We start from the raw sequence: 22,912 nt of genomic DNA on the forward strand, positions 1-22,912 counted from the left end.
CGACTCTAAAATTATGAGTTACTTTCAGAAGCTGCCTTAGCCTCGCGCTTAGATAATTCTGTATTTAAGCGAGCTATTTCTTTTCTAGCCTTAGTTATTCTGGAAGGATTCTCTACAGAAGAAATTGCATGAGCAAATTTCAACTTGGTAAGCGTAGCTCTTCCTTCCTGAATTTTGGCAACGATTTCCTCGTTAGTCAGCGCTGATATTTCTGCGTATTTCATTTTTGTTATTAGTTATTAGTTAAAGTTGTCTTTGTTAGGTAACGGCCAACAAAAAAAACTAAAAACTGGTTTTATGCTTCTACGTAGTCTCTACGAACTACAAATTTAGTTTGCACCGGAAGCTTTTGAGCTGCTAGACGCAATGCCTCTTTTGCAATTTCGTAAGGCACACCTTCTGCTTCGAAAAGGATTCTACCTGGTCTTACTACTGCAACCCAATATTCAGGAGCACCTTTACCTTTACCCATACGAACCTCTGCTGGTTTTTTAGTAACCGGTTTGTCTGGGAAGATACGGATCCAAACCTGTCCTTCACGTTTCATAAAACGTGTTACCGCAATACGGGCAGCTTCAATTTGGCGGCTGGTTATCCAGCACTCTTCCATTGATTTTATTCCGAATGAACCGAATGCAAGCTCAGCGCCACGAGTGGCAAGGCCTTTCATTCTGCCCTTCTGCATTTTTCTGAACTTCGTTCTTTTTGGCTGTAACATTACTTTTTTCTTTAATCGTTAAACGATAGTGTTTACTGGATTATCTTTTTCCTTTTCCTCCACGATGATTTCCACCACCACGGTTGTTTCCACCTTTTCTGTCACCTCTTGGAGCAAAGTTAGATGATCCTTCAGATTTTCCACCTTTTCCGGTGTTAGCGCCGATATTAGGAGAAAGATCTCTTTTACCGTAAACTTCACCTTTGCAGATCCATACTTTGATACCGATTTTACCGTAAGTAGTCAATGCTTCACCTAAAGCGTAATCGATATCTGCTCTGAATGTATGCAATGGAATTCTACCTTCTTTGTATTGTTCAGAACGAGCCATCTCTGCACCACCTAAACGGCCTGAGCACATAATCTTGATACCTTCAGCGCCCATTCTCATGGTTGAAGCGATAGAGGTTTTCATTGCTCTTCTGAAAGAGATACGAGCCTCTAATTGCTTAGCTACACCGTCAGCAACTAATTTTGCATCTAATTCCGGACGTTTAATCTCAAAAATATTGATTTGAACATCTTTCTTAGTTAACTTTTTAAGCTCTTCTTTGATCTTATCAACTTCTGATCCTCCTTTACCGATAACGATACCCGGACGAGCAGTATGGATAGTTACAGTGATACGCTTTAAAGTTCTTTCGATAACAACTTTAGAAACACCACCTTTAGCAACACGTACTGAAAGGTATTTACGAATCTTTTCGTCCTCAACTAATTTATCAGAGTAGTTGTTACCTCCGAACCAGTTAGAATCCCATCCTCTGATGATTCCTAATCTATTCCCGATTGGATTAGCTTTTTGTCCCATTTCTGTTAGTTAGTTTGAGGGTTAACGTTTTTGCTATCTACTACTATGGTAACGTGGTTTGAACGCTTACGAATTCTATATCCACGACCTTGAGGTGCTGGTCTTAAACGTTTCAATTGACGACCTCCATCTACTGAGACAGATTTAACGAACAATTGAACATCTTCTGTACTTTGTCCCTCATTTTTTGATTCCCAATTTTTGATGGCAGAAAGTAATAATTTATGAACTTTACCAGCTGCTTCTTTATTGGTAAATTTTAAAATATATAAAGCCTTTTCTACACGTTCGCCTCTGATTAAATCTACAACCAGTCTCATTTTGCGAGGCGAAGTAGGGCAATTATTTAATTTTGCTATTGCTTCCATTTCTTAATTATCTTTTCTTGTCTGCGTGACCTCTAAATGTTCTGGTTGGAGCAAACTCACCTAATTTATGACCAACCATGTTTTCGGTTACATAAACCGGAATGAATTTATTTCCGTTGTGTACTGCGAATGTGTGACCTACGAAATCCGGAGAAATCATTGATCTTCTTGACCAAGTTTTGATTACAGTTCTCTTGCCTGAATCATTCATAACATTAACTTTCTTATCTAAGTTATGGTCAATATAAGGTCCTTTTTTAATCGAACGAGCCATTATTTCTTCCTCCTTTCAACGATGAAACGATCTGAGTATTTCTTTTTGTCGCGAGTTTTGTAGCCTTTAGCTAACAATCCTTTTCTAGAACGTGGGTGACCACCTGATGATCTACCCTCACCACCTCCCATAGGGTGATCTACCGGGTTCATAGCTACACCTCTAACTCTAGGACGGCGACCTAACCAGCGTTTTCTTCCTGCTTTACCTAATACTTCATTAGCATGATCTGAATTAGATACGGATCCGATTGTTGCTGTACAAGTAACCAGGATTAAACGTGTTTCACCAGAAGGTAATTTAATAGTAGCATACTTGCCTTCTCTAGCAGCCAATTGTGCATAAGATCCTGCACTTCTTGCTATCTGACCACCTCTTCCTGGTTTCAATTCAATATTATGAATAATTGAACCCAAAGGAATTTTTGATAATGACAAAGTATTTCCAATTTCTGGAGTAGCATTATCGCCAGATATCACAGTTTGTCCAACTTGGATACCTTCTGGAGCAATAATATATCTTTTTTCTCCATCAACATAATGCAACAATGCAATACGGGCAGTACGATTTGGGTCATACTCTATTGTTGCTACTTTTGCGGGGATGTCTTTCTTGTCGCGTTTGAAATCTATTAGTCGGTACAATTGCTTGTGTCCCCCACCGACATAACGCATAGTCATTTTACCAGCACTGTTACGGCCACCTGATTTCTTTGCTTTCACAACAAGAGATTTTTCAGGAATTCTGGTAGTGATTTCACTGAAATCAGCACCGATTCTGAAACGGGTACCTGGAGTTACTGGTTTAAATTTTCTTAAGCCCATGATTTAATTTAAATATTGCTATAAAAGTCAATAGTTTCGCCTTCTTTTAAGGTTACGATAGCTTTTTTGTATTTAGCTACTCTACCTTGTACAATTCCAGTTTTAGTTGATCTGGTTTTATTTTTACCAACTACAACTTGTGTATTTACTGCAGCTACAGTTACTCCAAACATTGCTTCTACAGCAGATTTAATTTGGATTTTGTTAGCTCTGTAATCACACTGAAAAGTGTAACGATTCAATTTTTCAGTTAACAGAGCGGCTTTTTCTGTAAGCACTGGTTTTTTTAGAATTTCCATATTACTTTGCTAATGCCTCCTCTAATGATTTAACAGAACCTGTTGTCAATACTAGTTTTGCCGCATTTAATACATCATAAGTATTTAAATCAGCAGCTGTAACAACTTTAGTTTTAGCTAAGTTTCTGCTTGATAAATAAACGTTTTGGTTTCCTTCTGCCAATACTACTAATGTTTTCTCATCAGCGAAGTTCAATGCATTTAACAAGCCTACGAAATTCTTAGTCTTAGGAGTTTCAAAGTTAAAATCTTCCAAAACTAAAACACTGTTACTCTGAGCTTTATATGATAAAGCTGATTTACGAGCAAGCTCTTTTAATTTTTTGTTTAGTTTAAAACTATAGTCACGTGGTTGCGGACCAAAAATTCTACCTCCACCATTGAATAATGGAGACTTGATAGATCCAGCTCTGGCACCACCTGTACCTTTTTGTTTGTACAATTTTCTGGTCGAACCAGCAATTTCATTACGCTGCTTAGCTTTGTGAGTACCTTGACGTTGGTTAGCCAAGTATTGTTTCACGTCTAAGTAGATAGCATGATCGTTAGGCTCAATACCAAAGATTCCCTCAGGAAGTTGCACCTTGGCACCTGTTTCTTTACCTGAGATGTTTAATACTTTAACTTCCATCTTACTTCTCAATTAATACGTACGAACCTTTAGCTCCCGGGATAGAACCGCTAACTACTAATAAATTTTGCTCAGCAAAAACTTTAACGATTTGCAAGTTTTGGACTTTCACTCTTGAACCACCTGTTCTTCCGGCCATTCTCATTCCTTTAAATACTTTTGAAGGATAAGAAGCAGCTCCTAATGAACCTGGCGCTCTCATACGGTTATGCTGACCGTGAGTTTGCATACCCACACCCGCAAAACCATGACGTTTTACAACCCCCTGAAAACCTTTACCTTTTGAAGTACCAACTACATCAACATAGTCTCCTTCTCCAAAAAGAGTCACATCAACAACTTCACCTAAAGTCTTTTCTGTTTCGAAGTACTTAAATTCCACAACTTTACGTTTAGGAGTAGTACCCGCTTTCGCAAAATGACCTTTCAATGGAGCCGTAGTGTTTTTCTCCTTTTTCTCGTCGTAAGCCAACTGTACAGCAGCATAGCCATCATTCTCGACGGTTTTAACTTGTGTTACAACACAAGGCCCAGCCTCGATTACAGTACAAGGAATATTCTTTCCTTCTGCATCGAAAATACTGGTCATTCCTACTTTTTTTCCAATAATTCCTGACATTTCTTTTTTTAAATTAATCACCCATCGAAGCAGTAGGGCTTCGTTCAAGGTGGACACACTTATCCCAAAAGGGACGGCAAAGATAAGAAACGATTATTAATAATCAAACACTTAGCTATCTATTTTTATTTTTTTATAGTATTTTTTTTCAACAGGATAATCCAACCCTTTTTCCTCCCTTTTTAACCTGCTTTTTTGGAAGAACTTTTCAGTTTAATTTATTTTTTCTAACCAACCACACAATAATCTCTCATTAATAAGGTTAAAAATATATTGTTAACTTTTTAAAACCTATTAAATGAGAACATTCAAACACCTACTGATGTCTATACTTTTCCTCTATTTATCAGTAGTTGCAAAAGGGCAGGAAATCACTAATAACAACATAAACAACCAATTCAAACAAGTTTTTGAGCAATCTAATGATTACCAGAACTACAAAGTCATCAAAAAATCCAGTTTCAACAGCCTCTGGAAAAACAGTCTAGATACCCTCAATATAAAAGACCATAAAATTGCGAGTGAGCTTAAAACCATTAATCAGAAGAATACTGATATACAAAAACTCAAACAAGAACTTGAGAGAAAAAACACAGAGCTTATACATGCTAAACAAAGTGTAGATGAGATATATTTTCTGGGATTTATTGGAATGAACAAATCCTTATATAATATTATCTGTTTTTCCATCATAGCTATTTTACTTATAATATGCATAATTATATATATATGGAATAAACATTCCAAAACAACAGCCAAAGAAAAATCTTTTTTATATGATGAAATCTGCAAGGAATATAAAACCTTCAAAACCCGATCTCATGAAAATGAGAAAAAATTAGCGAGAGAACTACAGGACGAAAGAAATAAACTAGCCGAACATAATATACGATAAGCTGCAATAACAAATTGCAGTTTTACTCTATTATTATAGTTGAATTGCAACAAATAAAGCAGCTGAAAGAGAAATCTGTGTCAAAATCATTTATTTTTCTGCACTCATTAAAATACTTATCCTAACAAAAAATATCGATTATCTTGTTTAGTATAATTTGGAATAATCTACAAAACTAAATACTGACATTTATTGTATAGTACATAGCTATCAGCAGATAACCTTACTTCTTCAAACCTTGAAGCATCTCTAACACATCTCTAAAGCTTCTCTTAACGAAGGATGAAGCTTCTTTAGTTATTAGAACTCTCAACTGATTTTAGAGATTACTTATTTTATCTTAAACTGGTAAAATCATACAGCCGAATGCTTTCGAATAAGTGACAAAAGTTAACAAAAATACTGTACTCACTCTTATTACTAACAGATTTCTCCTCTTATATTCAAATGACACCCTTCTCATTCTAACACAAACTTTTATTTACAAAGTTTCGGTAAGAATATTAGATATCCGCTTTGCCAGAACTCAATCTTTTAATCAGTTCCGCACTCTGCAATCTTCCATGCTCCAAAAGGTCTTTAAAAAAATCTTTAGTTTCGTTAAAATGATTTTTATACCCTTCCATATCTTTGTATTTAATAATAGAGGCCCATTCCCTAACAGCAGTATGAAATTCCAAATCATCCCCTCTAATACTTTTATCATACAATGCAGCCCTAATGGTATCTTCTAACAATTCTTCATTTTTAAACAAATACTCTACAATACCAAGTCGCAGTTTAAAAGGAGGTGTTTGTCCCACCAAATTCTCATAGGGATTAATTCTCAACGAATACCAGGCATCTACCATAGCCAATAAACTCAAATGAGAATTAGATTTAGCTAAAGCCTGATTATCTCCCAGACTAAACTCGCGCATAATCTCGTCATCAAACAACATCAAATTAGTTTGTCCATGAAAAACAAACTTCTTTGCTGCATATATCCTTTTTCTAAATGCTTCTTCATCCTCTTGAATCATCATTTTAAATAATTCAGATTCCGATTTTGCATAAGCACTGATCTGCTCCTGAGCGTATGGGTTCAAAATAGCCAACCCGGCATACACATGCGACTTATAACTATATATTCGTAGGGTAGTCAAAATTTTCACATTATCAATACCGCTAACATATGCCCCATTATTCCAGGGATAATAGCCTGCATTCTTCCAGGCGGTCCCCATACTCTCAAACCCCATGTGGGTTAATGCCTGGGTATCCGCCATGATACGATCATGCTGGTGATAATCTTCCAATTCTATAATTTCTGATTCCAACTTTGCTAAGACCCCTTTAGCTTCTTCATACTTCTCAGGAGTAATACGATGCGGCGCAATAATCAGTTTTTGTCCCTCTGTTCTAAAACCAGGTCCATGCAAAGAATGCGTTATTAAAAGAGATGTTTCCTTAGGGAGATATTTTTCAAAAGCATCAATCTCCGGCGTTTTCACAGAAGTCATACCCGTTACCAATGCATTAGGCTTTGTAAAAAATGCACAGGCAGCAACTACCTCTCCTATCTTTTCAGCCTCTACAGCATAAAAAATAAAATCTGCCAGCTTAGACACTTCACTACCGTCCTTTAAAACAGTTATATTTTTCCCCTGCAATTCTTTTTGCAAAGCCTCTTGCTTTTCAGGTAAATCGCAGCCATATACAGTCAGGCCCTGTTCGGCAAACTTTATGGCATAAAGTTTCCCCATATCACCCAACCCAATAATTCCGATATTCATGTTGCGTAAAAATAGCAAAAAGTAAATTGGTCTTTATTTTTTATAACAATAAAATTAATACACTGATAATCAATTTTTAAAAGACAATAGACTGACAAACCTTTTCAAAAACAGATTAGTGGCACAGTTTCTGTTATGGAAACCTCATATATAAACAACACAAATTATGAAAAAAGTTTTTCTTTTATTTACTGCCCTTTTTACCTTGTCTTTATCACAAGTATCGGCGCAAGATTACAAAAATGCTATCGGAGGTCGTTTTGGTGCTGCTAATGGTATAAGTTTTAAAACAGGATTAAATAATAAAGGCATGCTGGAATTAATTGGTAATTTCAGAAGCAATAGCGGAAGCAACTGGGTTAGAGTTACTGGTTTGTATGAAGTATATAACCCTATCAATGGTGCTAATGGCTTAAATTGGTACTATGGTGGTGGTGCATCTCTTGGCTCTTATAAAGTTAAAGGTTATGATGGTGATTTTTACCTGGCCGCTAATGGTGTTTTAGGTTTAGATTACAAATTCAACGGTGCGCCTATCAACATTTCTCTTGACTGGGTTCCTGCTTTGGAACTCACTCCTAGTACTGGTTTTTGGGGAGGTGATATAGGCTTAGGTGTTAGATTTACTTTCTAAAAGATTTAGAAAAACACATTCAATAAAAAANAATCACACTTTAATTTCTACTTCAACACCTGAAGGTAATTCTAATTTCATTAGAGCATCAACAGTTTTAGCTGAAGCACTGTAAATATCCAACAATCTTTTGTAAGAACACAATTGAAATTGCTCTCTTGCTTTCTTATTTACGTGTGGTGAACGCAATACAGTATAGATTTTTTTCTCTGTAGGAAGAGGAATTGGACCACTAACTACTGCACCTGTAGGCTTTACAGTTTTTACGATTTTCTCAGCAGATTTATCTACTAAATTGTAATCGTAAGATTTTAATTTAATTCTGATTCTTTGGCTCATTTTGTTTTTAATTATGGTTCACGTTAGAGCTATTTGTAACGCAAACCGGATTTATCTTATTTACTTACTTAAAGTAGAAAGTAAAAGCGCACAAAGCTGCTTTAAACTTTCTACTCTAAACTTATAGTTTTAAGCTTTAGCTCCTTTTACTTTAGCTATAACTTCATCCTGAATGTTTCTTGGCGCACCTTCATAGTGATCAAACTCCATTGTTGAAGTTGCTCTACCTGAAGTAATGGTACGTAATTGAGTCACATAACCGAACATCTCTGAAAGCGGAACCAATGCTTTGATTACCTGAGCTCCATTTCTAGAGTCTAATCCTTGCATTTGACCACGACGACGGTTCAAGTCACCCATAACATCACCCATGTTTTCTTCTGGTGTTAACACTTCTACCTTCATGATAGGCTCCATTAATATTGGAGAACATTTTGGTAAAGCTTCACGGAATGCCATTCTAGCAGCTAATTCAAAAGATAGAGAGTCAGAGTCAACCGCGTGGAAAGAACCATCGATTAAACGAACTTTCATTCCTGACAATGGATAACCAGCCAATACACCATTTGCTAAAGAAGACTCGAAACCTTTTTGTACAGATGGAATATATTCTTTCGGAATAGACCCTCCAACGATTTCGTTCACAAACTGTAAAGGACTCTTAGTAGCATCCCAATCTTCGTCTACCGGAGAGATAACAACTTTGATATCTGCGAATTTACCACGACCACCAGATTGTTTTTTATAAACCTCTCTATGTTCAGTAGTTCCTTGGATAGACTCTTTATAAGCAACCTGAGGAGCTCCTTGATTAACTTCTACTTTAAATTCACGTCTCAAACGGTCTATCAGGATATCTAAGTGAAGCTCACCCATACCTGAAATTACTGTTTGACCTGTATCTTCGTCAGTTTTAACAACGAAAGTAGGATCTTCCTCTGCTAATTTACCTAAAGCAATACCTAATTTATCAACATCAGCCTGAGTTTTCGGCTCAATTGCTAAACCGATAACCGGCTCAGGGAATTTCATTGACTCTAAAACAATAGGATTTTTCTCATCACATAATGTATCCCCTGTTTTGATATCTTTAAAACCTACTACCGCACCAATATCACCAGCCTCAATAAAAGGGATAGGATTTTGCTTGTTAGCATGCATTTGGAAAATACGAGAAATACGCTCTTTGTTTCCTGAACGAGTGTTCAATACGTATGAACCTGCATCTAGTTTACCAGAATAAGCTCTGATGAAACACAAACGACCTACGAAAGGGTCAGTTGCAATTTTAAAACCTAAAGCAGCGAAAGGCTCGTTAGCATCTGGTTTACGAGTTATTTCTTGTTCTGTACGTGGATCTATACCATTAACAGCATCAATATCTAAAGGTGAAGGTAATAACTCCATCACGAAGTCAAGCATGGTTTGAACACCTTTGTTTTTGAAAGATGAACCACAAACCATAGGAACGATTGAATTATCTAAAACTGCTGCACGTAAAGCATTCAATATTTCGCGCTCAGTTAATGAGTTTGGATCTTCAAAGAATTTCTCCATTAATGACTCATCGTAACCTGCTACTGCTTCCAATAATTTCTCACGGTATTCAGCAACCTCATCCAACATATCATCAGGAATAGGCACTTCTGTAAAAGTCATACCTTTATCAGACTCATTCCAAACAATACCTCTGTTATTGATTAAGTCAACAACACCTTTGAAATCATCTTCTGAACCGATAGGCAATTGCAATGCTACAGCCTCAGAACCTAACATTTCTTTAACTTGTTTACAAACTTTCAAGAAGTCTGCACCAGAACGGTCCATTTTATTAACGAAACCTAAACGTGGAACTTTGTAGTTGTCTGCAAGTCTCCAGTTAGTTTCAGATTGAGGCTCAACACCATCAACCGCAGAAAACAAGAACACTAATCCGTCTAAAACACGTAATGAACGATTTACCTCTACAGTAAAGTCAACGTGTCCCGGTGTATCAATGATGTTCATGTGATATTTCTGACCTCTGTAGTTCCAGTCTACTGTAACCGCAGCAGAAGTAATTGTAATACCACGCTCTTGCTCTTGAGCCATCCAGTCTGTTGTAGCCGAACCTTCGTGGGTTTCACCCAACTTATGGTTTACACCAGAATAAAAAAGGATACGCTCTGTAGTAGTGGTCTTACCTGCATCGATGTGAGCAGCAATACCAATATTTCTTGTGAATTTTAAATCTCTTGCCATTTTATGATTGTTATATCTCAGATTTGGATCTGAAAATAAAACACCGATTATCAATTTTAGAATAACTGATATCGGTGTCTTATCTTTTTATCAATTCATTTCAGTTAAAATTAGAATCTGAAGTGAGAGAAAGCTTTGTTAGCTTCTGCCATCTTATGAGTGTCTTCTCTTTTCTTAACTGCTGCACCTTCTCCTTTAGCTGCAGAGATAATTTCTCCTGCTAATTTTTCCATCATGGTTTTCTCACCACGTTTTCTAGAGTAAGTAATTAACCACTTAATACCTAAAGCAATTTTACGCTCAGGTCTTACCTCTGTAGGTACCTGGAAGTTAGCACCACCTACACGACGTGATTTAACCTCTACTCCTGGCATTACATTATTTAAAGCTTTTTTCCATTGCTCTAAACCGTTTTCGCTTGTTTTTGTTTCTACAATTTCAATTGCTTTGTAGAAAATATCGTATGCGATAGATTTTTTACCGTCATACATCATATTGTTCACAAACCTGGTAACCAAGGTGTCATTAAACTTTGGATCAGGCAGGATGATTCTCTTTTTTGGTTTCGATTTTCTCATGTTCTTGTCCTCCGTTTAATTATTTCTTTTTACCTTTTGCTGGAGCTGCTGCCGCTTGTCCTGGTTTAGGTCTCTTAGTTCCGTATTTAGAACGACGTTGATTTCTTCCAGCAACACCAGCTGTATCTAACGCACCACGTACGATGTGGTAACGAACACCTGGTAAGTCTTTTACCCTACCTCCGCGAACCAACACGATAGAGTGTTCTTGCAGATTGTGTCCTTCTCCAGGGATATAGGCATTCACCTCTTTTCCATTGGTTAAACGAACACGGGCAACTTTACGCATTGCCGAATTTGGTTTTTTAGGGGTAGTAGTATATACACGTGTACATACGCCTCTTCGCTGTGGACAGTTGTCCAACGCTGGAGATTTACTTTTGTCCTCCAGAGCTACTCTACCTTTCCTAACTAATTGTTGAATGGTTGGCATTAAATAGTTCTATTTTTGTTTTTTTGTTAATATTCCTTTAACAGAAGACTTTACGCCTTAAATAAAAAGGAATGCAAAGGTATATTTTTATTTTTGATTTTCAATAGGATACAAAAGGTTTTTTCAAAAAAGGTTGAACTGCAAAAAACACAATCATACCGATTGGTATCATTTCATCAAAATACAGCCCACCCTTTTGCTTCAAAACTATATTATACCCACAAGAAGTTTCCTTAAATCTGAATCTTCAACTCTATATATACTTTAAAAAGTTTTAATAAGTAACAAGCTTGTTACTGTCAGATATACGACATAGTATTTGGGAAAAACTGCATACATCTAAACATCAAAAACATGCCTACAGCAAAACACAAAGGCATTAGATTCATCTAATTAACCTAACAGTTTTAATACTGGCAAAAAAACAGCAAAAGGTCTTTCTATTTTAATAACGAAAGACCTTTGCTTTTTATTATACCGTATATTTAAATTACAGCAACAATTAGCTAAACCTTTCGGCATATTTATCTACAAACCATTTTACAGCAGTATGTTCAGCAGCCCCATTGGTTACTATTACCACTTCTGTAGTAATAAAATCCATATCTAAAAGCGTAAAACATAGTTTTAGATGTTTATGAGGTACAATAGATGAGACGGGTAAAATAGACACTCCCATTCCTTTTTCAACCAATTGTAGTATAGAGTGTACATTATTTGCTTCATGCACTACTTCAGGCACAAAGCCTATTCTACTACATATTTCCAATAATTTATCATAAAAATGAGGCGCATAATCCTGATTAAAAAACACAAAGGGTTTATTTTGCAGATATTGTTTTAGTGCCAAAGGATCTTTCTCGCTTAACAAATCTGAACCTACCAGAACAAAGGGATCTGTAAATAGATGCCTCACTTCCAATTTCTCTGAATATACCGGTCCTCTGATAATCCCCAAATCCAGCTTGCCCGCCTCCAAGGCGGCAAGCTGCTTTATTGACGGAATTTCATAAAGCTTTGTTTTTACGTAAGGAAAAAACGTAGACATCTCTTTCAGTACTTCTATCAGATGATCGTGAAAGGTAGAGCTAATATACCCTATCCTCAACTCTCCACTAATCGAATCATGAATTTGTCTCACAATATTTTTACTTTCAGATAGGCTCTCAAATAACTCATCAACCTGTTTTTTGAAATAAATACCTGCATCGGTCAACTTCACCTTTTTATTATTTCGGTCAAAAAGCACTACACCAAGCTCCTCCTCCAATTCTTTAATCTGCCTGCTCAAAGGTGGCTGCGATACAAATAACTTACTTGCTGCTTTACGAAAATGCAATTCTTCAGCTACTGTTTTAAAATAAAGCAAATGTCTCAACTCCATATTGATACCCAAAAAGACTCACAATAATACAAAATAAGTATTTTTAAAGTATCACACAAGATCTTAAGTTTGAGAAAATCATCACACAATGAAAAAATCAACTATAGAAGAAATCAGAGAGAGATTTGACCATGATGTTGAGCGCTTCTCGAATTTGGACACAGGACAACAAACTGTAATCGACGCTAAACTATGTTTAGAACTCATTACGGATGCCGCACAGACAACTATCCCAACGGCAAAAAAAATATTAGACATAGGTTGCGGAGCCGGTAACTACACAGTTAAAGCACTACAAAAGCTTCCAAATATGGATTGCACTTTAATAGACCTTAGCCTTCCCATGCTCAATAAAGCCACAGAAAGAATAGAAAAATTAACAACAGGGCACATCACTACTATACAGGGAGATATTTTAGAAGTATCACTGAGAGAACATGAATATGATGTTGTTTTGGCCGGAGCCGTCTTGCATCATTTGAGAACAGACGACGATTGGGATATTGTATTCAATAAAATCTATCGTTCCTTAAAACCCAATGGTAGTTTTTGGATATGCGACCTCATCACACATGATACACCACTTATACAACAACTATTTGAAAAAAGCTACGGAGAATTTCTTGAAAAACTTGGAGGTAAAGAATACAAAAAGAGTGTTCTTGATTATATAGCAAAAGAAGACAGTCCAAGATCAGTCACTTTTCAAACAGATCTTTTAAAAAAAGTAGGCTTCAGACACATAGAAATATTGCATAAAAATTCCTGCTTTGCAGCTTTTGGCGCAATTAAATAAAAAAAAGGCTTTCCGGAATAATTCGGAAAGCCTTCTTTAATTTATGGTACAGTTGATTGATTATACAACTCCTTGTGCTATCATTGCATCAGCAACTTTAACAAAGCCACCTATGTTAGCACCTTTTTCGTAATTCACATGCCCATCTTCTTCTGTGCCATATTTTACACAGATAGAATGGATGTCATGCATAATTTCTTTCAATTTAGCATCAACTTTTTCTCTTGTCCAGTTATAACGTAAAGAGTTCTGTGCCATCTCTAAACCAGAAACTGCAACCCCACCAGCATTAGCAGCTTTTCCTGGAGCATAGAAAACTTTAGCACTATTAAACTCATGAACCGCTTCCGGAGTACATGGCATATTAGCACCTTCAGCCACACAGAAACATCCGTTGGCAATTAGTTTCTTAGCATCCTCACCGTTCAATTCATTTTGAGTTGCATTTGGTAAGGCGATATCACATTTAATACCCCAAGGTTTTTCACCGTCAAAATATTGAGCAGATGGATATTCGGAAATATATTCTTTAATTCTACCTCTTAAATTATCTTTCAAATTTTTGATATAAGCCAATTTAGCTAAATCTATACCTTCCGGATCATAGATAAAACCCGCAGAATCTGACATAGTCAACACTTTAGCTCCTTGTTGAATACATTTTTCTGCCGCAAATTGAGCTACGTTTCCAGAACCAGAAATAACAACAGTTTTACCCAACAGTTGCTTTCCTTGTGTTTTAAAAATCTCTTCTACAAAATAAACCAAACCGTAACCCGTTGCTTCCGGTCTAATTTGGCTACCACCCCACTCGAGACTTTTTCCGGTTAAAACACCAGTAAACTCGTTTTGTAATCTTTTATATTGACCGAATAAATAGCCAATTTCTCTTTTACCAACACCAATATCTCCGGCAGGAACATCTAAGTTAGCTCCAATATGACGAGAAAGCTCTGTCATAAAACTTTGGCAAAAACGCATTACTTCGTTGTCTGATTTTCCTTTTGGATCAAAATCAGAACCACCTTTACCTCCGCCCATTGGCAAGCCTGTTAAACTGTTTTTAAAAACCTGCTCAAAAGCTAAGAATTTTAAAACGCTTAAAGTTACAGATGGATGAAAACGCAAACCTCCTTTATATGGACCAATTGCACTGTTCATTTGTATACGATACCCTCTGTTTACTTGAATCTCTCCTTTATCATCAATCCAAGGCACCCTAAACATAATAACTCTTTCCGGCTCAGCTATTCTTTCGAATATCTTATTGTTTTTGTAGATAGGATGTTTTTCAATGTAAGGTAAAACAGACTCAGCTACTTCTGTAACCGCCTGCAAAAATTCAGGCTCAGCAGCATTTCTTACCTTGATGATGTTTAAAGAATCGTTTGTTTCAAGCATGACTTAATACAGTTATTTATTTTTTGGTGCGCTAAAAATACGATTTTATCAACAAAGACAGATATAAAATCAAATAAAAATCACAAAAAACATCAATTATTATAATTTTATCAAATTCAACTTTTCTAAACGCCTCCAAATTGACATATTCGCAATTATATTCTAAAAACAACACCCCATTTCACATAATTACAAAGCTTTATTTACATTTCACAATCAAAAATTACAGAAATCATGTGTTTTATCAATTAATATTTGTTCTGACTACCGTCTATTTTTCAAAATATGTGATCCACTATCAACAAAAACGATCTCTTTCGGGTTCTTTCTTTATATGTTTTCTCATATTTCCGTTTTATATACCTTAATTATATATTTGAATAAAAAAACAGAGTTTTGAAGAAACGTATAGCAATTTTTGCTTCTGGATCCGGGTCTAATGCCCAGAAAATAATGGAGCATTTTAAAAACAATGAAGAAGCAGAGGTAACCCTTGTTTTAACCAACAATCCCGAAGCTTATGTATTACAAAGGGCTGATAATTTTGAAATACCTACACATATTTTTGACCGTAGCGAATTCAGAGATACCGATGAAATCGTTTCTTTACTGAGAAATCTGGAAATAGATCTTATTGTGCTTGCCGGCTTCCTTTGGTTGATTCCAAAAAATCTTATTGAAGCTTTCCCTAACAGGATCATCAATATCCATCCATCTTTACTACCAGCTTATGGCGGAAAAGGTATGTATGGAGACCATGTACACAAAAGTGTGCTTAGCAATAAAGAAACCGAATCTGGCATTACCATACATTATGTTAATGAGCATTTTGATGATGGAGAGATTATTTATCAGGGTAGATTTAAGATTGAACCTACTGATGATCTGGAAATGGTTAAATTTAAAGGGCAACAATTAGAACACACTCATTTCCCTAGAGTTGTAGAGAACTTACTCAAGAAAATGAAGTAAAACTTTTCGAACCTTTTTATGTTATTTTTTGAAATTCTATAACAGATGGAAAACAACAAACCTCAGCCTCAAAAAAACAAAAGAGGAAAGCTCTTTTTTTATCTGGCAACTATATTTATCCTATTCTTAGCAGCCTTCTTATATTATAGATATTATTTTGTTTTTGGAGAAGGGGTTAAAGCCGGACAGCTTAACTACTTTGTAAAAAAAGGATATGTATTTAAAACTTATGAAGGGAGGTTGATACAATCTGGTTTTCGACCTGGTTCTGCTGGAGGTGTAGGTTCTAACGAATTCAGATTTTCGGTTATTGATGAAAATGTTGCCGAAAAACTAAATAGCAATGCAGGTTCTTACCTAGAACTACACTATAAAGAATACCTGAACCCACTACCCTGGAGAGGTAAAAGTGAATTTATTGTTGATAGTATCGTTTCTGTTAAACCTGTTAATAATTTGGGTAATTATTAAAGCTACAAAAGAAGACAGCGTCAATTTTAAAACCCAAGAGGGCACCAAATACTCTGGTTTACTCTAAATTGGCATGTCTCTTCAACATCATCTGTGCATCCTGCTTGCTAGTTTGCCATAAAGTATGAAACACAGCATCGCAAACCAACAACAAAGCTTGTTCAAACAATGTGCCTGCATACTGTTTAGAAACTTCCTGTTCATAATCATATTTACTTGCAGCAGGTAAAACAAGTGTCAGATCTGAAATCTTGGATAATTCAGAACCAGCATCAGTAGTATAACAGACTACCTTGGCGCCCTGTTCTTTGGCTTTTTGAGCAGCCTTAATTACTGAATGCGTACTTCCAGATCCGGATGCAACAACCAATAAATCTCCATCAGAAATTGCAGGAGCAGTAATTTCTCCAACAATACTTGCCCGAAACCCTAAATGAATTAAGCGCATAGCAAAACCACTTAATGCCAGACCAGAACGTCCAACACCTTTCACAAAGACATTGTTGGCTTGCCGAATATAATCTAATAATAAAGACAACTCCTCATATTCCAGATTATTGATTAACCGAACATGCTCTTCCAGAATCATCTTCAAATTGTCTTTCAACACAACTATACTATCTGAACTGCCTGTTTCCATAGTTTATTCAAAAACAATAGTCTTATTATTAAAAACAAAAACCCGATCTTCAAAAACCAGATGCAAAGCTTTTGCTAAAACAGATGTTTCTATTTCTTTTCCTGCTCTAACCATATCAGACACCATATAGGTATGGTTAACCGGAATAGTCTGTTGTACTATAATAGGTCCCTCATCCAAATCATTTGTCACAAAATGCGCAGTAGCACCAATTAATTTAACACCACGGTGAAAAGCTCTCTTATATGGGCTTGCACCTATAAATGCCGGTAAAAATGAATGGTGAATATTGATGATCTGATTTGGGTAAGAGGCTACAAATTCAGGAGATATTATGCGCATATATTTTGCCAGTACCAGATAATCGAATTGATAAAAAGCTAATTGCTCTTGAATTTCACATTCAAAATCCATTTTTTCTTTATCCTCATGCGTGATATAATGAAAAGGCACATTAAAACGTTCGCACAGGTCGCCCAGCATTGGATAATTACCTATCACTGCCTCTACACTGGCTCCTAAGGTTTTAAAATGGTTTCTTACCAGAATATCACTCAAACAATGGTATTCTTTGGTAACCAGTACTACAATTTTCTTTTCCGGTTCGGGGTTTACCTTTACACTTGCATCCACAGGTAAAACAGCTCTTAAACCTTTTTCTAAAGATGGTAAATCGTCAAAGGACTCAATAACCAACCTCGCAAAAAACATACTTTCTAAAGTATCTACAAATTCACGCATGGTTAGAATATTGATACCAAATTTTGCCATTACCCCAGAAATCTCCGCAACCAAGCCTACCCTATCCTTACACTGTATAACTATTACCATTGTCAGTAAAATTTTAAGTGCCTAAATTAAACAAAATCCACACATTGCAAAGTAAACAAACAAAAAAGCACCCTTTCAGGTGCCTTGCTTATTTATTTCAACTTTTTTTAGATTTTAGTTGCTGTAGCTCTTTTTTTAAGGCATCTATCTGTTCCTGCTGTTCTTTGAGCGCCTCAACCAAAACAGGAATCAAATCATCTTTATTGAAGTCTTTATATTTAGCCACTTTAGCACTTCCTTTATTAGATTTATGAATTATCGAAGATTCGTAAACCATAGCCGGAAAAACCTGCTCCACATTTTCTACCATAAAACCATACTGATTTCCGGTAGGCAGCTTCAAATAACTGTATTTATCTACATTATATTTAAAAGTTACTGGTTGTAGATTTTTCAGCTTAACAGTAGAATTTTCAATCCTACTTACCTCTATTTTCAGCTCTTCTTCATTAACAGATTGAGATTTTGCTACTTGAAATACGAATACAAGCACCAATACTGAATATAATTTTAAAATTGTCTTTTGCATTGTTATTAATTTAAATGTTTGAACTGATGCGTTAATCATCGGTAAATCTCAAAATTTAAACTAACAATTTGGAGGAGGGCAATGTAAACTGATATAAACGTCTGTCAATTCTTTGTTGAAAAAGAAGTTACCTTTCTTCACCTTCCTTTCTACAGAAGTGTGCTGCATAGAAATTACAATAAAGTCTTCTTCATAAAATCTTCTGACATCATTGTCCTCTTCTGTTTCGTTATCTTCCATGGCATATTTCGCTTCAACATTCTTATGCACAGACAATCTAACACTATCAATAAAAAGAAAGTTCAGAAGTATAAAACATAAAAAAAGGCTCAAAATACGAAACATACATAAATAGCTTTGTACAAAGATATTTTTTTTGAAATTATTCCAAAATCCTCCATATCAAAATCTGCTCTCTTCCATTTCAAAATCTAAATCGGCGATTTACTTTTTACTCCCTGCTTTCCATATAAACGTTGCTAACACAAAAGACAAAGTAGCAGAAGTAATCCAAAAAACAGATACCATACTAAAATCATAAACAATCAAGCCTTTCTCCATACTCTTACCACTTTCTATCAATCTTCCGCTAAGAATATCTTGTAATCCCGCTCCCACGTAACTAGCTATACCTATTACACCCAACGCAGCCCCAGATGCTTTCTTTGGAGCTAAATCTACAGCCATTAATCCTCCTAAAAAGCAAATCAACACTCCTATAGAGATACCAAAAATCACCATGGCCAAAATAAACAACCAGGTTCTTTCCTCTGGTGCATACAGAAAAAGTGATATACCTATGGTATTCAATATACCAAATATTAACGCTGGTATGTTTCGGGTTCCCCGAAAAAATTTATCCGAAATAACACCCGATAATACCGTTCCTATAATACCACAAACAGAACTAACAGATATGATAGAACTGGCTTCTACTATTGTAAAACCTTTAGCATTTTCCAAATAAAAAATGCCCCAACTATTGATTGCATAACGACTGATATACATAAGAGAACTGGACAATGCCAATATCCAGATATATGGATTTTTCAATACTTCCAGTTGCTGCCCCGTTACAGACACTGTGTTTTTGACCTCTGAATCTTTTTTTTCCAGTATAGAGATTCCCTTATTATAAGGGCTTTCGTGAAGAAAAGAAAAAACAATGATCGCCCCTATTATTCCAAACAAACCTGCTCCCCAAAAACCCCATTGCCAACCTGCAGTTGTTACAATAAAAGCTATTGCTATAAAAGTAATGCTCTCTCCTATATTATGGCTGGTACTCCAAAAACCGTAGAAACTTCCTCGCTCTTTATCACTAAACCACCGGGTTATAGCTACCACACTGGACGGAGCTCCCATACTCTGAAACCAACCATTAAAACCCCAAAGTATTGTAAAGGCTATGAAAGAAGAGGTAAAACCTAGACTCAGACATATCAGTGCCGAGGCTAGCAGACCTAAGGCCATAAATTTCCTGATGTTTACCCTATCAGCCAAAAAACCATTAACGAATTTGCCAACTGCATAGCTAAAAAACAATGCCGAACCTATAATTCCCAACTCTGTTTCTGTAAGTATACCCGCTTTTACTAACGGTGTTTTGATAACATTTAGGCATAACCGACATACATAATATAATCCATAACCAATAGTTGCCGACAGAAATACCTGCCACTTTAATCTGTTATAATGTTTCTTTTGTCCTTCTTCTGTGAACATATATTTACATTCTGCTTATAAAACAGGGCTGTCTGAAAAGTAGTAGTAGCTACCGTTGTTTTTGTCATTCCGACGGCAGAAGGAATCTATCTGCAAAGATATTCAAAGCAGTTTTAGATCCTTCCTATCGTCAGAGCCTGCCCCGAATTCTTCGGGGATGACAAACTTTTCGAACAACCTATTTTGGAATCTTGTTATTTTCTTTTGATTTGTTTAAGATAGTCTATCAGATATTGTGGTCTGTCAGTTTGTAGAATCCTTGCGTTTAATTCCTTAACCAAATATCCATAACCTTTATCCGGATCTTTTAAAGACATATCATCATCATGCCCACCAGCCATGGTATCCCATAGCGTGTTGTACCAAATCAGAGATTTTCCCTGTAAGGTTTTTGATAGCTGCTTGGGTAAAGGATTACTATCTTTTACAAAGAGCAGCTCGAATGCTATGGGCTGCATTTCCTTCAGAAAATCATCTATCATTTGCTGCGCATTGGGTTTATCTAAATTGACTATAGGCATGTAAATCACCTTATCCAGATATTTTCCAAACTGCTCTTTTACTTTTTGTACGGGCGCAGTGCCTTTCATAATGATATGATCTGTGGTACCTGTTTTTTCCAACAAGGCATAAACTTCATCAAAAACATCATAGGCTTTATCCAAGTTGATCATGATCCTTCCCTTTGCCGTTAATAACGCTTCTTCCAGTGTAGGCACCTTATGAATGGTTTTGATAGCGATCCCATTTTTCAACTTTAATGTTCTGATGGAATCCAAGGTCCATTCGCTTACCTTTCCCTTTCCTGTAGTTGTTCTGTCCAGAGTTTTATCATGCATCAGAATCAACTGACCGTCCCTTGTTTTCTGGATATCCAGTTCTACTACATCTACTCCCAGTTTTATGGCGTTTTCTATGGCCTGGATAGAATTTTCCGGTGCATACCGCCAATCTCCCCGATGGGACACGACTAATACTTCTTTTCCTTTTTTATCGTAAAGTTTTTGACGTGTTTCTGCTACATGGTTTTGAGCAAAAATTGCCAATGGACTGAAATACAGCAATAATATAACGACCTTAAAACTTAATCTCTTTAACATCATTTTTAATTTTCGGGATTAATCAATATATAAAAGACTGACCATTTCATTATTCTACAATAATTTTTACTGAATCATTATCCTTTTCCCCCTGCAAGGAAACCACATATATCCCTTTTTGCAGAGAAATGGGTAATGATATCTTAGCTGTTTCCTGATTGATTGAAGCTGAGAACACCTCTTGCCCCGCTATCGTAAATACTTTCACAAAGGCTTTTTTAGTTAGTTTTTCATCCAACTCCAATACAAGCTTTTTATCAGCACTGTAGTAAACGCTTAATTTGTTTTTTGCCTGGATATTAAAATTCACAGTAACAATATTGGATAATGACGTTTTTCCATCAAAATCAACTTGTTCCAATTGATAGTAATTTATACCTATTAATGGATTATAATCTATAAAATGATAATCCAGAACCTGAGTTGAATTTCCATTTCCACTTACCACCCCTAATGTGGTAAAATCCTGAGCATTTGATGACCTTAAAACTCTGAAATGAGAATTATCTGACTCTGAAACAGTTTTCCATTGTATTTTGACTTGGCTATTATGAGCAGTTGCCGTAAATGAACTTAACTGCACAGGTAATGGAGAAGGAACGAGTTTCCTAATGCTATTGTTGAAATTATCGGCCACGTATATATTTCCACTCTCATCTACAACCACATCATAAGGTTGATTAAAAGTTGCTACATTTCCCAAACCATCTATTTTTCCTGTACTACCAGTTCCTCCAATAGTTGTTACTGTAGCTGTTGTCCAATCGCTATTTTCTCCTGGAGTTATTTTTCTGATTCTATGATTAGAAGCATCAGCCAATATGATATTGCCGTTATTATCGAAATTTAAGCCAAAAATATCTCCTAACTTAACGGTTAATGGAAGTCCTGACGTTCCGTCGTCGTATCCTTTTGTACTTCCTACAATAGTAGAAACTACACCTGCTTTAGTAACCAATTTTATCTTGTTTGCGTCAGAAACAAATAGATTATCTTGTGCATCAATAGCGAGGGCAATTGGCTGTGTGAATATTGCGGTTGTTCCATCTCCTGCAAATGTACTTACTATACCATCTGTTCCTATTTTCCTAATTCTTCTATTATCTCTATCTGCAACAAAAATGTTCCCTTCACTATCTACCACGGCATCTAAAGACTGATTAAATTTAGCTTCTGAAGCCAGTCCATCTTCAAAACCAAGAACTCCTGTTCCTGCAATTGTACTCACCGTACCATCAGCAGCTATCTTTCTTATTCTTGCTCCGTCTTTTTCAACAACGATGATATTTCCGGCTGCATCCATAGTTGACTGCCAGGGAAAGTTAAACTGACCGGGTTTACCTTCTGCATAACCTGCAATACCTGTGCCTGCAAGCGTGGTAACCACACCAGTTGGAGTCATTTTACGAATACTATGATTGGTACGATCTGTCACAATGATATTCCCGTCTTTGTCGATTAAAACTCCGTCAGGATTTCTAAATCTGGCCGCAGTTCCCGTCCCATCTACAAAACCAGATGTCGTAGCTCCTGCAACAGTTGTTACCGTATAATTTTGCGACTTTGTTACCATATAGGTCCCCAGCATAAGCATTAAAGTCAAATAAATTCTTTTCATATTTTT

28 protein-coding genes are annotated in these 22,912 nt (G+C 36.1%); 5 read left to right on the forward strand and 23 right to left on the reverse strand.

The genetic code is table 11. From position 1 onward, the window contains the following. Nucleotides 1-11: 11 nt before the first annotated feature. The 9 genes from rpmC to rplC form a co-directional block, all read right to left on the reverse strand. The gene (gene rpmC / locus ACFSAH_RS13430; protein ID WP_379663261.1) at nt 12-224 is read right to left on the reverse strand and encodes a 50S ribosomal protein L29; all 213 of its coding nucleotides are present in this window, start codon (nt 222-224) and stop codon (nt 12-14) included. 71 nt (nt 225-295) lie between these two features. Further along, nucleotides 296-718 (reverse strand): 50S ribosomal protein L16, encoded by a 423-nt coding sequence (rplP, locus tag ACFSAH_RS13435; protein ID WP_379663262.1) that lies wholly within the window; start codon nt 716-718, stop codon nt 296-298. Nucleotides 719-758: 40 nt separating this feature from the next. After that, nucleotides 759-1,529 (reverse strand): 30S ribosomal protein S3, encoded by a 771-nt coding sequence (gene rpsC, locus ACFSAH_RS13440; protein ID WP_379663263.1) that lies wholly within the window; start codon nt 1,527-1,529, stop codon nt 759-761. Nucleotides 1,530-1,534: 5 nt separating this feature from the next. After that, nucleotides 1,535-1,897 carry a 50S ribosomal protein L22 gene (gene rplV, locus ACFSAH_RS13445; RefSeq protein ID WP_379663264.1) on the reverse strand — a complete coding sequence of 121 codons (363 nt, stop codon included), beginning with the start codon at nt 1,895-1,897 and terminating at the stop codon, nt 1,535-1,537. A gap of 7 nt (nt 1,898-1,904) precedes the next feature. After that, the gene (rpsS, locus tag ACFSAH_RS13450; protein ID WP_379663265.1) at nt 1,905-2,171 is read right to left on the reverse strand and encodes a 30S ribosomal protein S19; all 267 of its coding nucleotides are present in this window, start codon (nt 2,169-2,171) and stop codon (nt 1,905-1,907) included. Then, nucleotides 2,171-2,995 (reverse strand): 50S ribosomal protein L2, encoded by an 825-nt coding sequence (rplB, locus tag ACFSAH_RS13455; protein ID WP_379663266.1) that lies wholly within the window; start codon nt 2,993-2,995, stop codon nt 2,171-2,173. Before rplB ends, rpsS begins: the two co-directional genes overlap by 1 nt. A gap of 8 nt (nt 2,996-3,003) precedes the next feature. Beyond that, nucleotides 3,004-3,294, reverse strand: coding sequence for a 50S ribosomal protein L23 (gene rplW, locus ACFSAH_RS13460; RefSeq protein ID WP_379663267.1), 291 nt, complete (start codon nt 3,292-3,294; stop codon nt 3,004-3,006). A 1-nt stretch (nt 3,295) separates the two neighbouring features. Beyond that, nucleotides 3,296-3,925: a 50S ribosomal protein L4 gene (rplD, locus tag ACFSAH_RS13465; protein WP_379663268.1), complete on the reverse strand. Its 630-nt coding sequence runs from the start codon at nt 3,923-3,925 to the stop codon at nt 3,296-3,298. A 1-nt stretch (nt 3,926) separates the two neighbouring features. Further along, the gene (gene rplC, locus ACFSAH_RS13470) at nt 3,927-4,544 is read right to left on the reverse strand and encodes a 50S ribosomal protein L3 (protein WP_379663269.1); all 618 of its coding nucleotides are present in this window, start codon (nt 4,542-4,544) and stop codon (nt 3,927-3,929) included. A gap of 298 nt (nt 4,545-4,842) precedes the next feature. Here rplC and ACFSAH_RS13475 point away from each other — a divergent pair, with 298 nt between their 5' ends. Continuing rightward, nucleotides 4,843-5,439, forward strand: a complete 597-nt coding sequence (locus ACFSAH_RS13475; protein WP_379663270.1) for a hypothetical protein — start codon at nt 4,843-4,845, stop codon at nt 5,437-5,439. 503 nt (nt 5,440-5,942) lie between these two features. Here the strand turns inward: ACFSAH_RS13475 and ACFSAH_RS13480 are convergent. Continuing rightward, entirely contained in the window at nt 5,943-7,214 is a 1,272-nt protein-coding gene (locus tag ACFSAH_RS13480; RefSeq protein WP_379663271.1) for a prephenate dehydrogenase/arogenate dehydrogenase family protein, read from the reverse strand. 166 nt (nt 7,215-7,380) lie between these two features. Here ACFSAH_RS13480 and ACFSAH_RS13485 point away from each other — a divergent pair, with 166 nt between their 5' ends. Beyond that, entirely contained in the window at nt 7,381-7,848 is a 468-nt protein-coding gene (locus tag ACFSAH_RS13485; protein WP_379663272.1) for a hypothetical protein, read from the forward strand. Nucleotides 7,849-7,881: 33 nt separating this feature from the next. On the opposite strand, the gene rpsJ is transcribed toward ACFSAH_RS13485, so the two are convergent. The 5 genes from rpsJ to ACFSAH_RS13510 form a co-directional block, all read right to left on the reverse strand. Beyond that, complete coding sequence (gene rpsJ, locus ACFSAH_RS13490; protein WP_013633190.1) at nt 7,882-8,187, reverse strand: 30S ribosomal protein S10; 306 nt, start codon at nt 8,185-8,187, stop codon at nt 7,882-7,884. A 129-nt stretch (nt 8,188-8,316) separates the two neighbouring features. Next, complete coding sequence (gene fusA, locus ACFSAH_RS13495; protein WP_379663371.1) at nt 8,317-10,428, reverse strand: elongation factor G; 2,112 nt, start codon at nt 10,426-10,428, stop codon at nt 8,317-8,319. A gap of 110 nt (nt 10,429-10,538) precedes the next feature. Next, a complete protein-coding gene (gene rpsG, locus ACFSAH_RS13500; protein WP_013633192.1) occupies nt 10,539-11,006 on the reverse strand; it encodes a 30S ribosomal protein S7 in 468 nt (155 codons plus the stop codon). Between the two features lie 19 nt (nt 11,007-11,025). Beyond that, on the reverse strand, nt 11,026-11,439 hold the full coding sequence (gene rpsL, locus ACFSAH_RS13505; protein ID WP_013633193.1) for a 30S ribosomal protein S12: 414 nt from the start codon (nt 11,437-11,439) through the stop codon (nt 11,026-11,028). A gap of 502 nt (nt 11,440-11,941) precedes the next feature. Beyond that, on the reverse strand, nt 11,942-12,823 hold the full coding sequence (locus tag ACFSAH_RS13510; RefSeq protein ID WP_379663273.1) for a LysR family transcriptional regulator: 882 nt from the start codon (nt 12,821-12,823) through the stop codon (nt 11,942-11,944). 88 nt (nt 12,824-12,911) lie between these two features. On the opposite strand from ACFSAH_RS13510, the gene ACFSAH_RS13515 reads away from it, so the two are divergent. Then, nucleotides 12,912-13,619, forward strand: a complete 708-nt coding sequence (locus tag ACFSAH_RS13515; protein WP_379663274.1) for a class I SAM-dependent methyltransferase — start codon at nt 12,912-12,914, stop codon at nt 13,617-13,619. Nucleotides 13,620-13,679: 60 nt separating this feature from the next. Here the strand turns inward: ACFSAH_RS13515 and gdhA are convergent, their stop codons facing one another. Beyond that, nucleotides 13,680-15,020: an NADP-specific glutamate dehydrogenase gene (gene gdhA, locus ACFSAH_RS13520; protein ID WP_379663275.1), complete on the reverse strand. Its 1,341-nt coding sequence runs from the start codon at nt 15,018-15,020 to the stop codon at nt 13,680-13,682. A 396-nt stretch (nt 15,021-15,416) separates the two neighbouring features. On the opposite strand from gdhA, the gene purN reads away from it, so the two are divergent. Then, a complete protein-coding gene (purN, locus tag ACFSAH_RS13525; RefSeq protein ID WP_379663276.1) occupies nt 15,417-15,992 on the forward strand; it encodes a phosphoribosylglycinamide formyltransferase in 576 nt (191 codons plus the stop codon). Nucleotides 15,993-16,037: 45 nt separating this feature from the next. Further along, on the forward strand, nt 16,038-16,463 hold the full coding sequence (locus ACFSAH_RS13530) for a hypothetical protein (protein WP_379663277.1): 426 nt from the start codon (nt 16,038-16,040) through the stop codon (nt 16,461-16,463). Nucleotides 16,464-16,521: 58 nt separating this feature from the next. Here ACFSAH_RS13530 and hxlB read toward each other — a convergent pair whose 3' ends face one another. From hxlB to ACFSAH_RS13565, 7 genes are all read right to left on the reverse strand, one after another. Continuing rightward, nucleotides 16,522-17,103, reverse strand: coding sequence for a 6-phospho-3-hexuloisomerase (gene hxlB / locus ACFSAH_RS13535; protein ID WP_379663278.1), 582 nt, complete (start codon nt 17,101-17,103; stop codon nt 16,522-16,524). A gap of 3 nt (nt 17,104-17,106) precedes the next feature. Next, on the reverse strand, nt 17,107-17,934 hold the full coding sequence (purU, locus tag ACFSAH_RS13540; RefSeq protein ID WP_379663279.1) for a formyltetrahydrofolate deformylase: 828 nt from the start codon (nt 17,932-17,934) through the stop codon (nt 17,107-17,109). A 97-nt stretch (nt 17,935-18,031) separates the two neighbouring features. Then, nucleotides 18,032-18,463 (reverse strand): tail fiber domain-containing protein, encoded by a 432-nt coding sequence (locus ACFSAH_RS13545; RefSeq protein WP_379663280.1) that lies wholly within the window; start codon nt 18,461-18,463, stop codon nt 18,032-18,034. 60 nt (nt 18,464-18,523) lie between these two features. Then, the gene (locus ACFSAH_RS13550) at nt 18,524-18,733 is read right to left on the reverse strand and encodes a hypothetical protein (RefSeq protein ID WP_379663281.1); all 210 of its coding nucleotides are present in this window, start codon (nt 18,731-18,733) and stop codon (nt 18,524-18,526) included. A 174-nt stretch (nt 18,734-18,907) separates the two neighbouring features. Beyond that, nucleotides 18,908-20,188 (reverse strand): MFS transporter, encoded by a 1,281-nt coding sequence (locus ACFSAH_RS13555; protein WP_379663282.1) that lies wholly within the window; start codon nt 20,186-20,188, stop codon nt 18,908-18,910. A gap of 194 nt (nt 20,189-20,382) precedes the next feature. After that, the gene (locus tag ACFSAH_RS13560) at nt 20,383-21,291 is read right to left on the reverse strand and encodes a glycerophosphodiester phosphodiesterase family protein (RefSeq protein ID WP_379663283.1); all 909 of its coding nucleotides are present in this window, start codon (nt 21,289-21,291) and stop codon (nt 20,383-20,385) included. Between the two features lie 46 nt (nt 21,292-21,337). After that, a complete protein-coding gene (locus ACFSAH_RS13565) occupies nt 21,338-22,906 on the reverse strand; it encodes a T9SS type A sorting domain-containing protein (protein ID WP_379663284.1) in 1,569 nt (522 codons plus the stop codon). Nucleotides 22,907-22,912 lie beyond the last annotated feature (6 nt).

Source organism: Pseudopedobacter beijingensis, from assembly GCF_042678145.1.
Classification (GTDB): Bacteria; Bacteroidota; Bacteroidia; order Sphingobacteriales; family Sphingobacteriaceae; genus Pseudopedobacter; species Pseudopedobacter beijingensis.

Excerpts from the sequence above, each read along its gene's own strand:
- rpmC (WP_379663261.1), bottom strand. The coding sequence starts at position 224 with ATGAAATACGCAGAAATATCAGCGCTGACTAACGAGGAAATCGTTGCC.
- rplP (WP_379663262.1), bottom strand. The coding sequence starts at position 718 with ATGTTACAGCCAAAAAGAACGAAGTTCAGAAAAATGCAGAAGGGCAGA.
- rpsC (WP_379663263.1), bottom strand. The coding sequence starts at position 1,529 with ATGGGACAAAAAGCTAATCCAATCGGGAATAGATTAGGAATCATCAGA.
- rplV (WP_379663264.1), bottom strand. The coding sequence starts at position 1,897 with ATGGAAGCAATAGCAAAATTAAATAATTGCCCTACTTCGCCTCGCAAA.
- rpsS (WP_379663265.1), bottom strand. The coding sequence starts at position 2,171 with ATGGCTCGTTCGATTAAAAAAGGACCTTATATTGACCATAACTTAGAT.
- rplB (WP_379663266.1), bottom strand. The coding sequence starts at position 2,995 with ATGGGCTTAAGAAAATTTAAACCAGTAACTCCAGGTACCCGTTTCAGA.
- rplW (WP_379663267.1), bottom strand. The coding sequence starts at position 3,294 with ATGGAAATTCTAAAAAAACCAGTGCTTACAGAAAAAGCCGCTCTGTTA.
- rplD (WP_379663268.1), bottom strand. The coding sequence starts at position 3,925 with ATGGAAGTTAAAGTATTAAACATCTCAGGTAAAGAAACAGGTGCCAAG.
- rplC (WP_379663269.1), bottom strand. The coding sequence starts at position 4,544 with ATGTCAGGAATTATTGGAAAAAAAGTAGGAATGACCAGTATTTTCGAT.
- ACFSAH_RS13475 (WP_379663270.1), top strand. The coding sequence starts at position 4,843 with ATGAGAACATTCAAACACCTACTGATGTCTATACTTTTCCTCTATTTA.
- ACFSAH_RS13480 (WP_379663271.1), bottom strand. The coding sequence starts at position 7,214 with ATGAATATCGGAATTATTGGGTTGGGTGATATGGGGAAACTTTATGCC.
- ACFSAH_RS13485 (WP_379663272.1), top strand. The coding sequence starts at position 7,381 with ATGAAAAAAGTTTTTCTTTTATTTACTGCCCTTTTTACCTTGTCTTTA.
- rpsJ (WP_013633190.1), bottom strand. The coding sequence starts at position 8,187 with ATGAGCCAAAGAATCAGAATTAAATTAAAATCTTACGATTACAATTTA.
- fusA (WP_379663371.1), bottom strand. The coding sequence starts at position 10,428 with ATGGCAAGAGATTTAAAATTCACAAGAAATATTGGTATTGCTGCTCAC.
- rpsG (WP_013633192.1), bottom strand. The coding sequence starts at position 11,006 with ATGAGAAAATCGAAACCAAAAAAGAGAATCATCCTGCCTGATCCAAAG.
- rpsL (WP_013633193.1), bottom strand. The coding sequence starts at position 11,439 with ATGCCAACCATTCAACAATTAGTTAGGAAAGGTAGAGTAGCTCTGGAG.
- ACFSAH_RS13510 (WP_379663273.1), bottom strand. The coding sequence starts at position 12,823 with ATGGAGTTGAGACATTTGCTTTATTTTAAAACAGTAGCTGAAGAATTG.
- ACFSAH_RS13515 (WP_379663274.1), top strand. The coding sequence starts at position 12,912 with ATGAAAAAATCAACTATAGAAGAAATCAGAGAGAGATTTGACCATGAT.
- gdhA (WP_379663275.1), bottom strand. The coding sequence starts at position 15,020 with ATGCTTGAAACAAACGATTCTTTAAACATCATCAAGGTAAGAAATGCT.
- ACFSAH_RS13530 (WP_379663277.1), top strand. The coding sequence starts at position 16,038 with ATGGAAAACAACAAACCTCAGCCTCAAAAAAACAAAAGAGGAAAGCTC.
- hxlB (WP_379663278.1), bottom strand. The coding sequence starts at position 17,103 with ATGGAAACAGGCAGTTCAGATAGTATAGTTGTGTTGAAAGACAATTTG.
- purU (WP_379663279.1), bottom strand. The coding sequence starts at position 17,934 with ATGGTAATAGTTATACAGTGTAAGGATAGGGTAGGCTTGGTTGCGGAG.
- ACFSAH_RS13545 (WP_379663280.1), bottom strand. The coding sequence starts at position 18,463 with ATGCAAAAGACAATTTTAAAATTATATTCAGTATTGGTGCTTGTATTC.
- ACFSAH_RS13555 (WP_379663282.1), bottom strand. The coding sequence starts at position 20,188 with ATGTTCACAGAAGAAGGACAAAAGAAACATTATAACAGATTAAAGTGG.
- ACFSAH_RS13560 (WP_379663283.1), bottom strand. The coding sequence starts at position 21,291 with ATGATGTTAAAGAGATTAAGTTTTAAGGTCGTTATATTATTGCTGTAT.
- ACFSAH_RS13565 (WP_379663284.1), bottom strand. The coding sequence starts at position 22,906 with ATGAAAAGAATTTATTTGACTTTAATGCTTATGCTGGGGACCTATATG.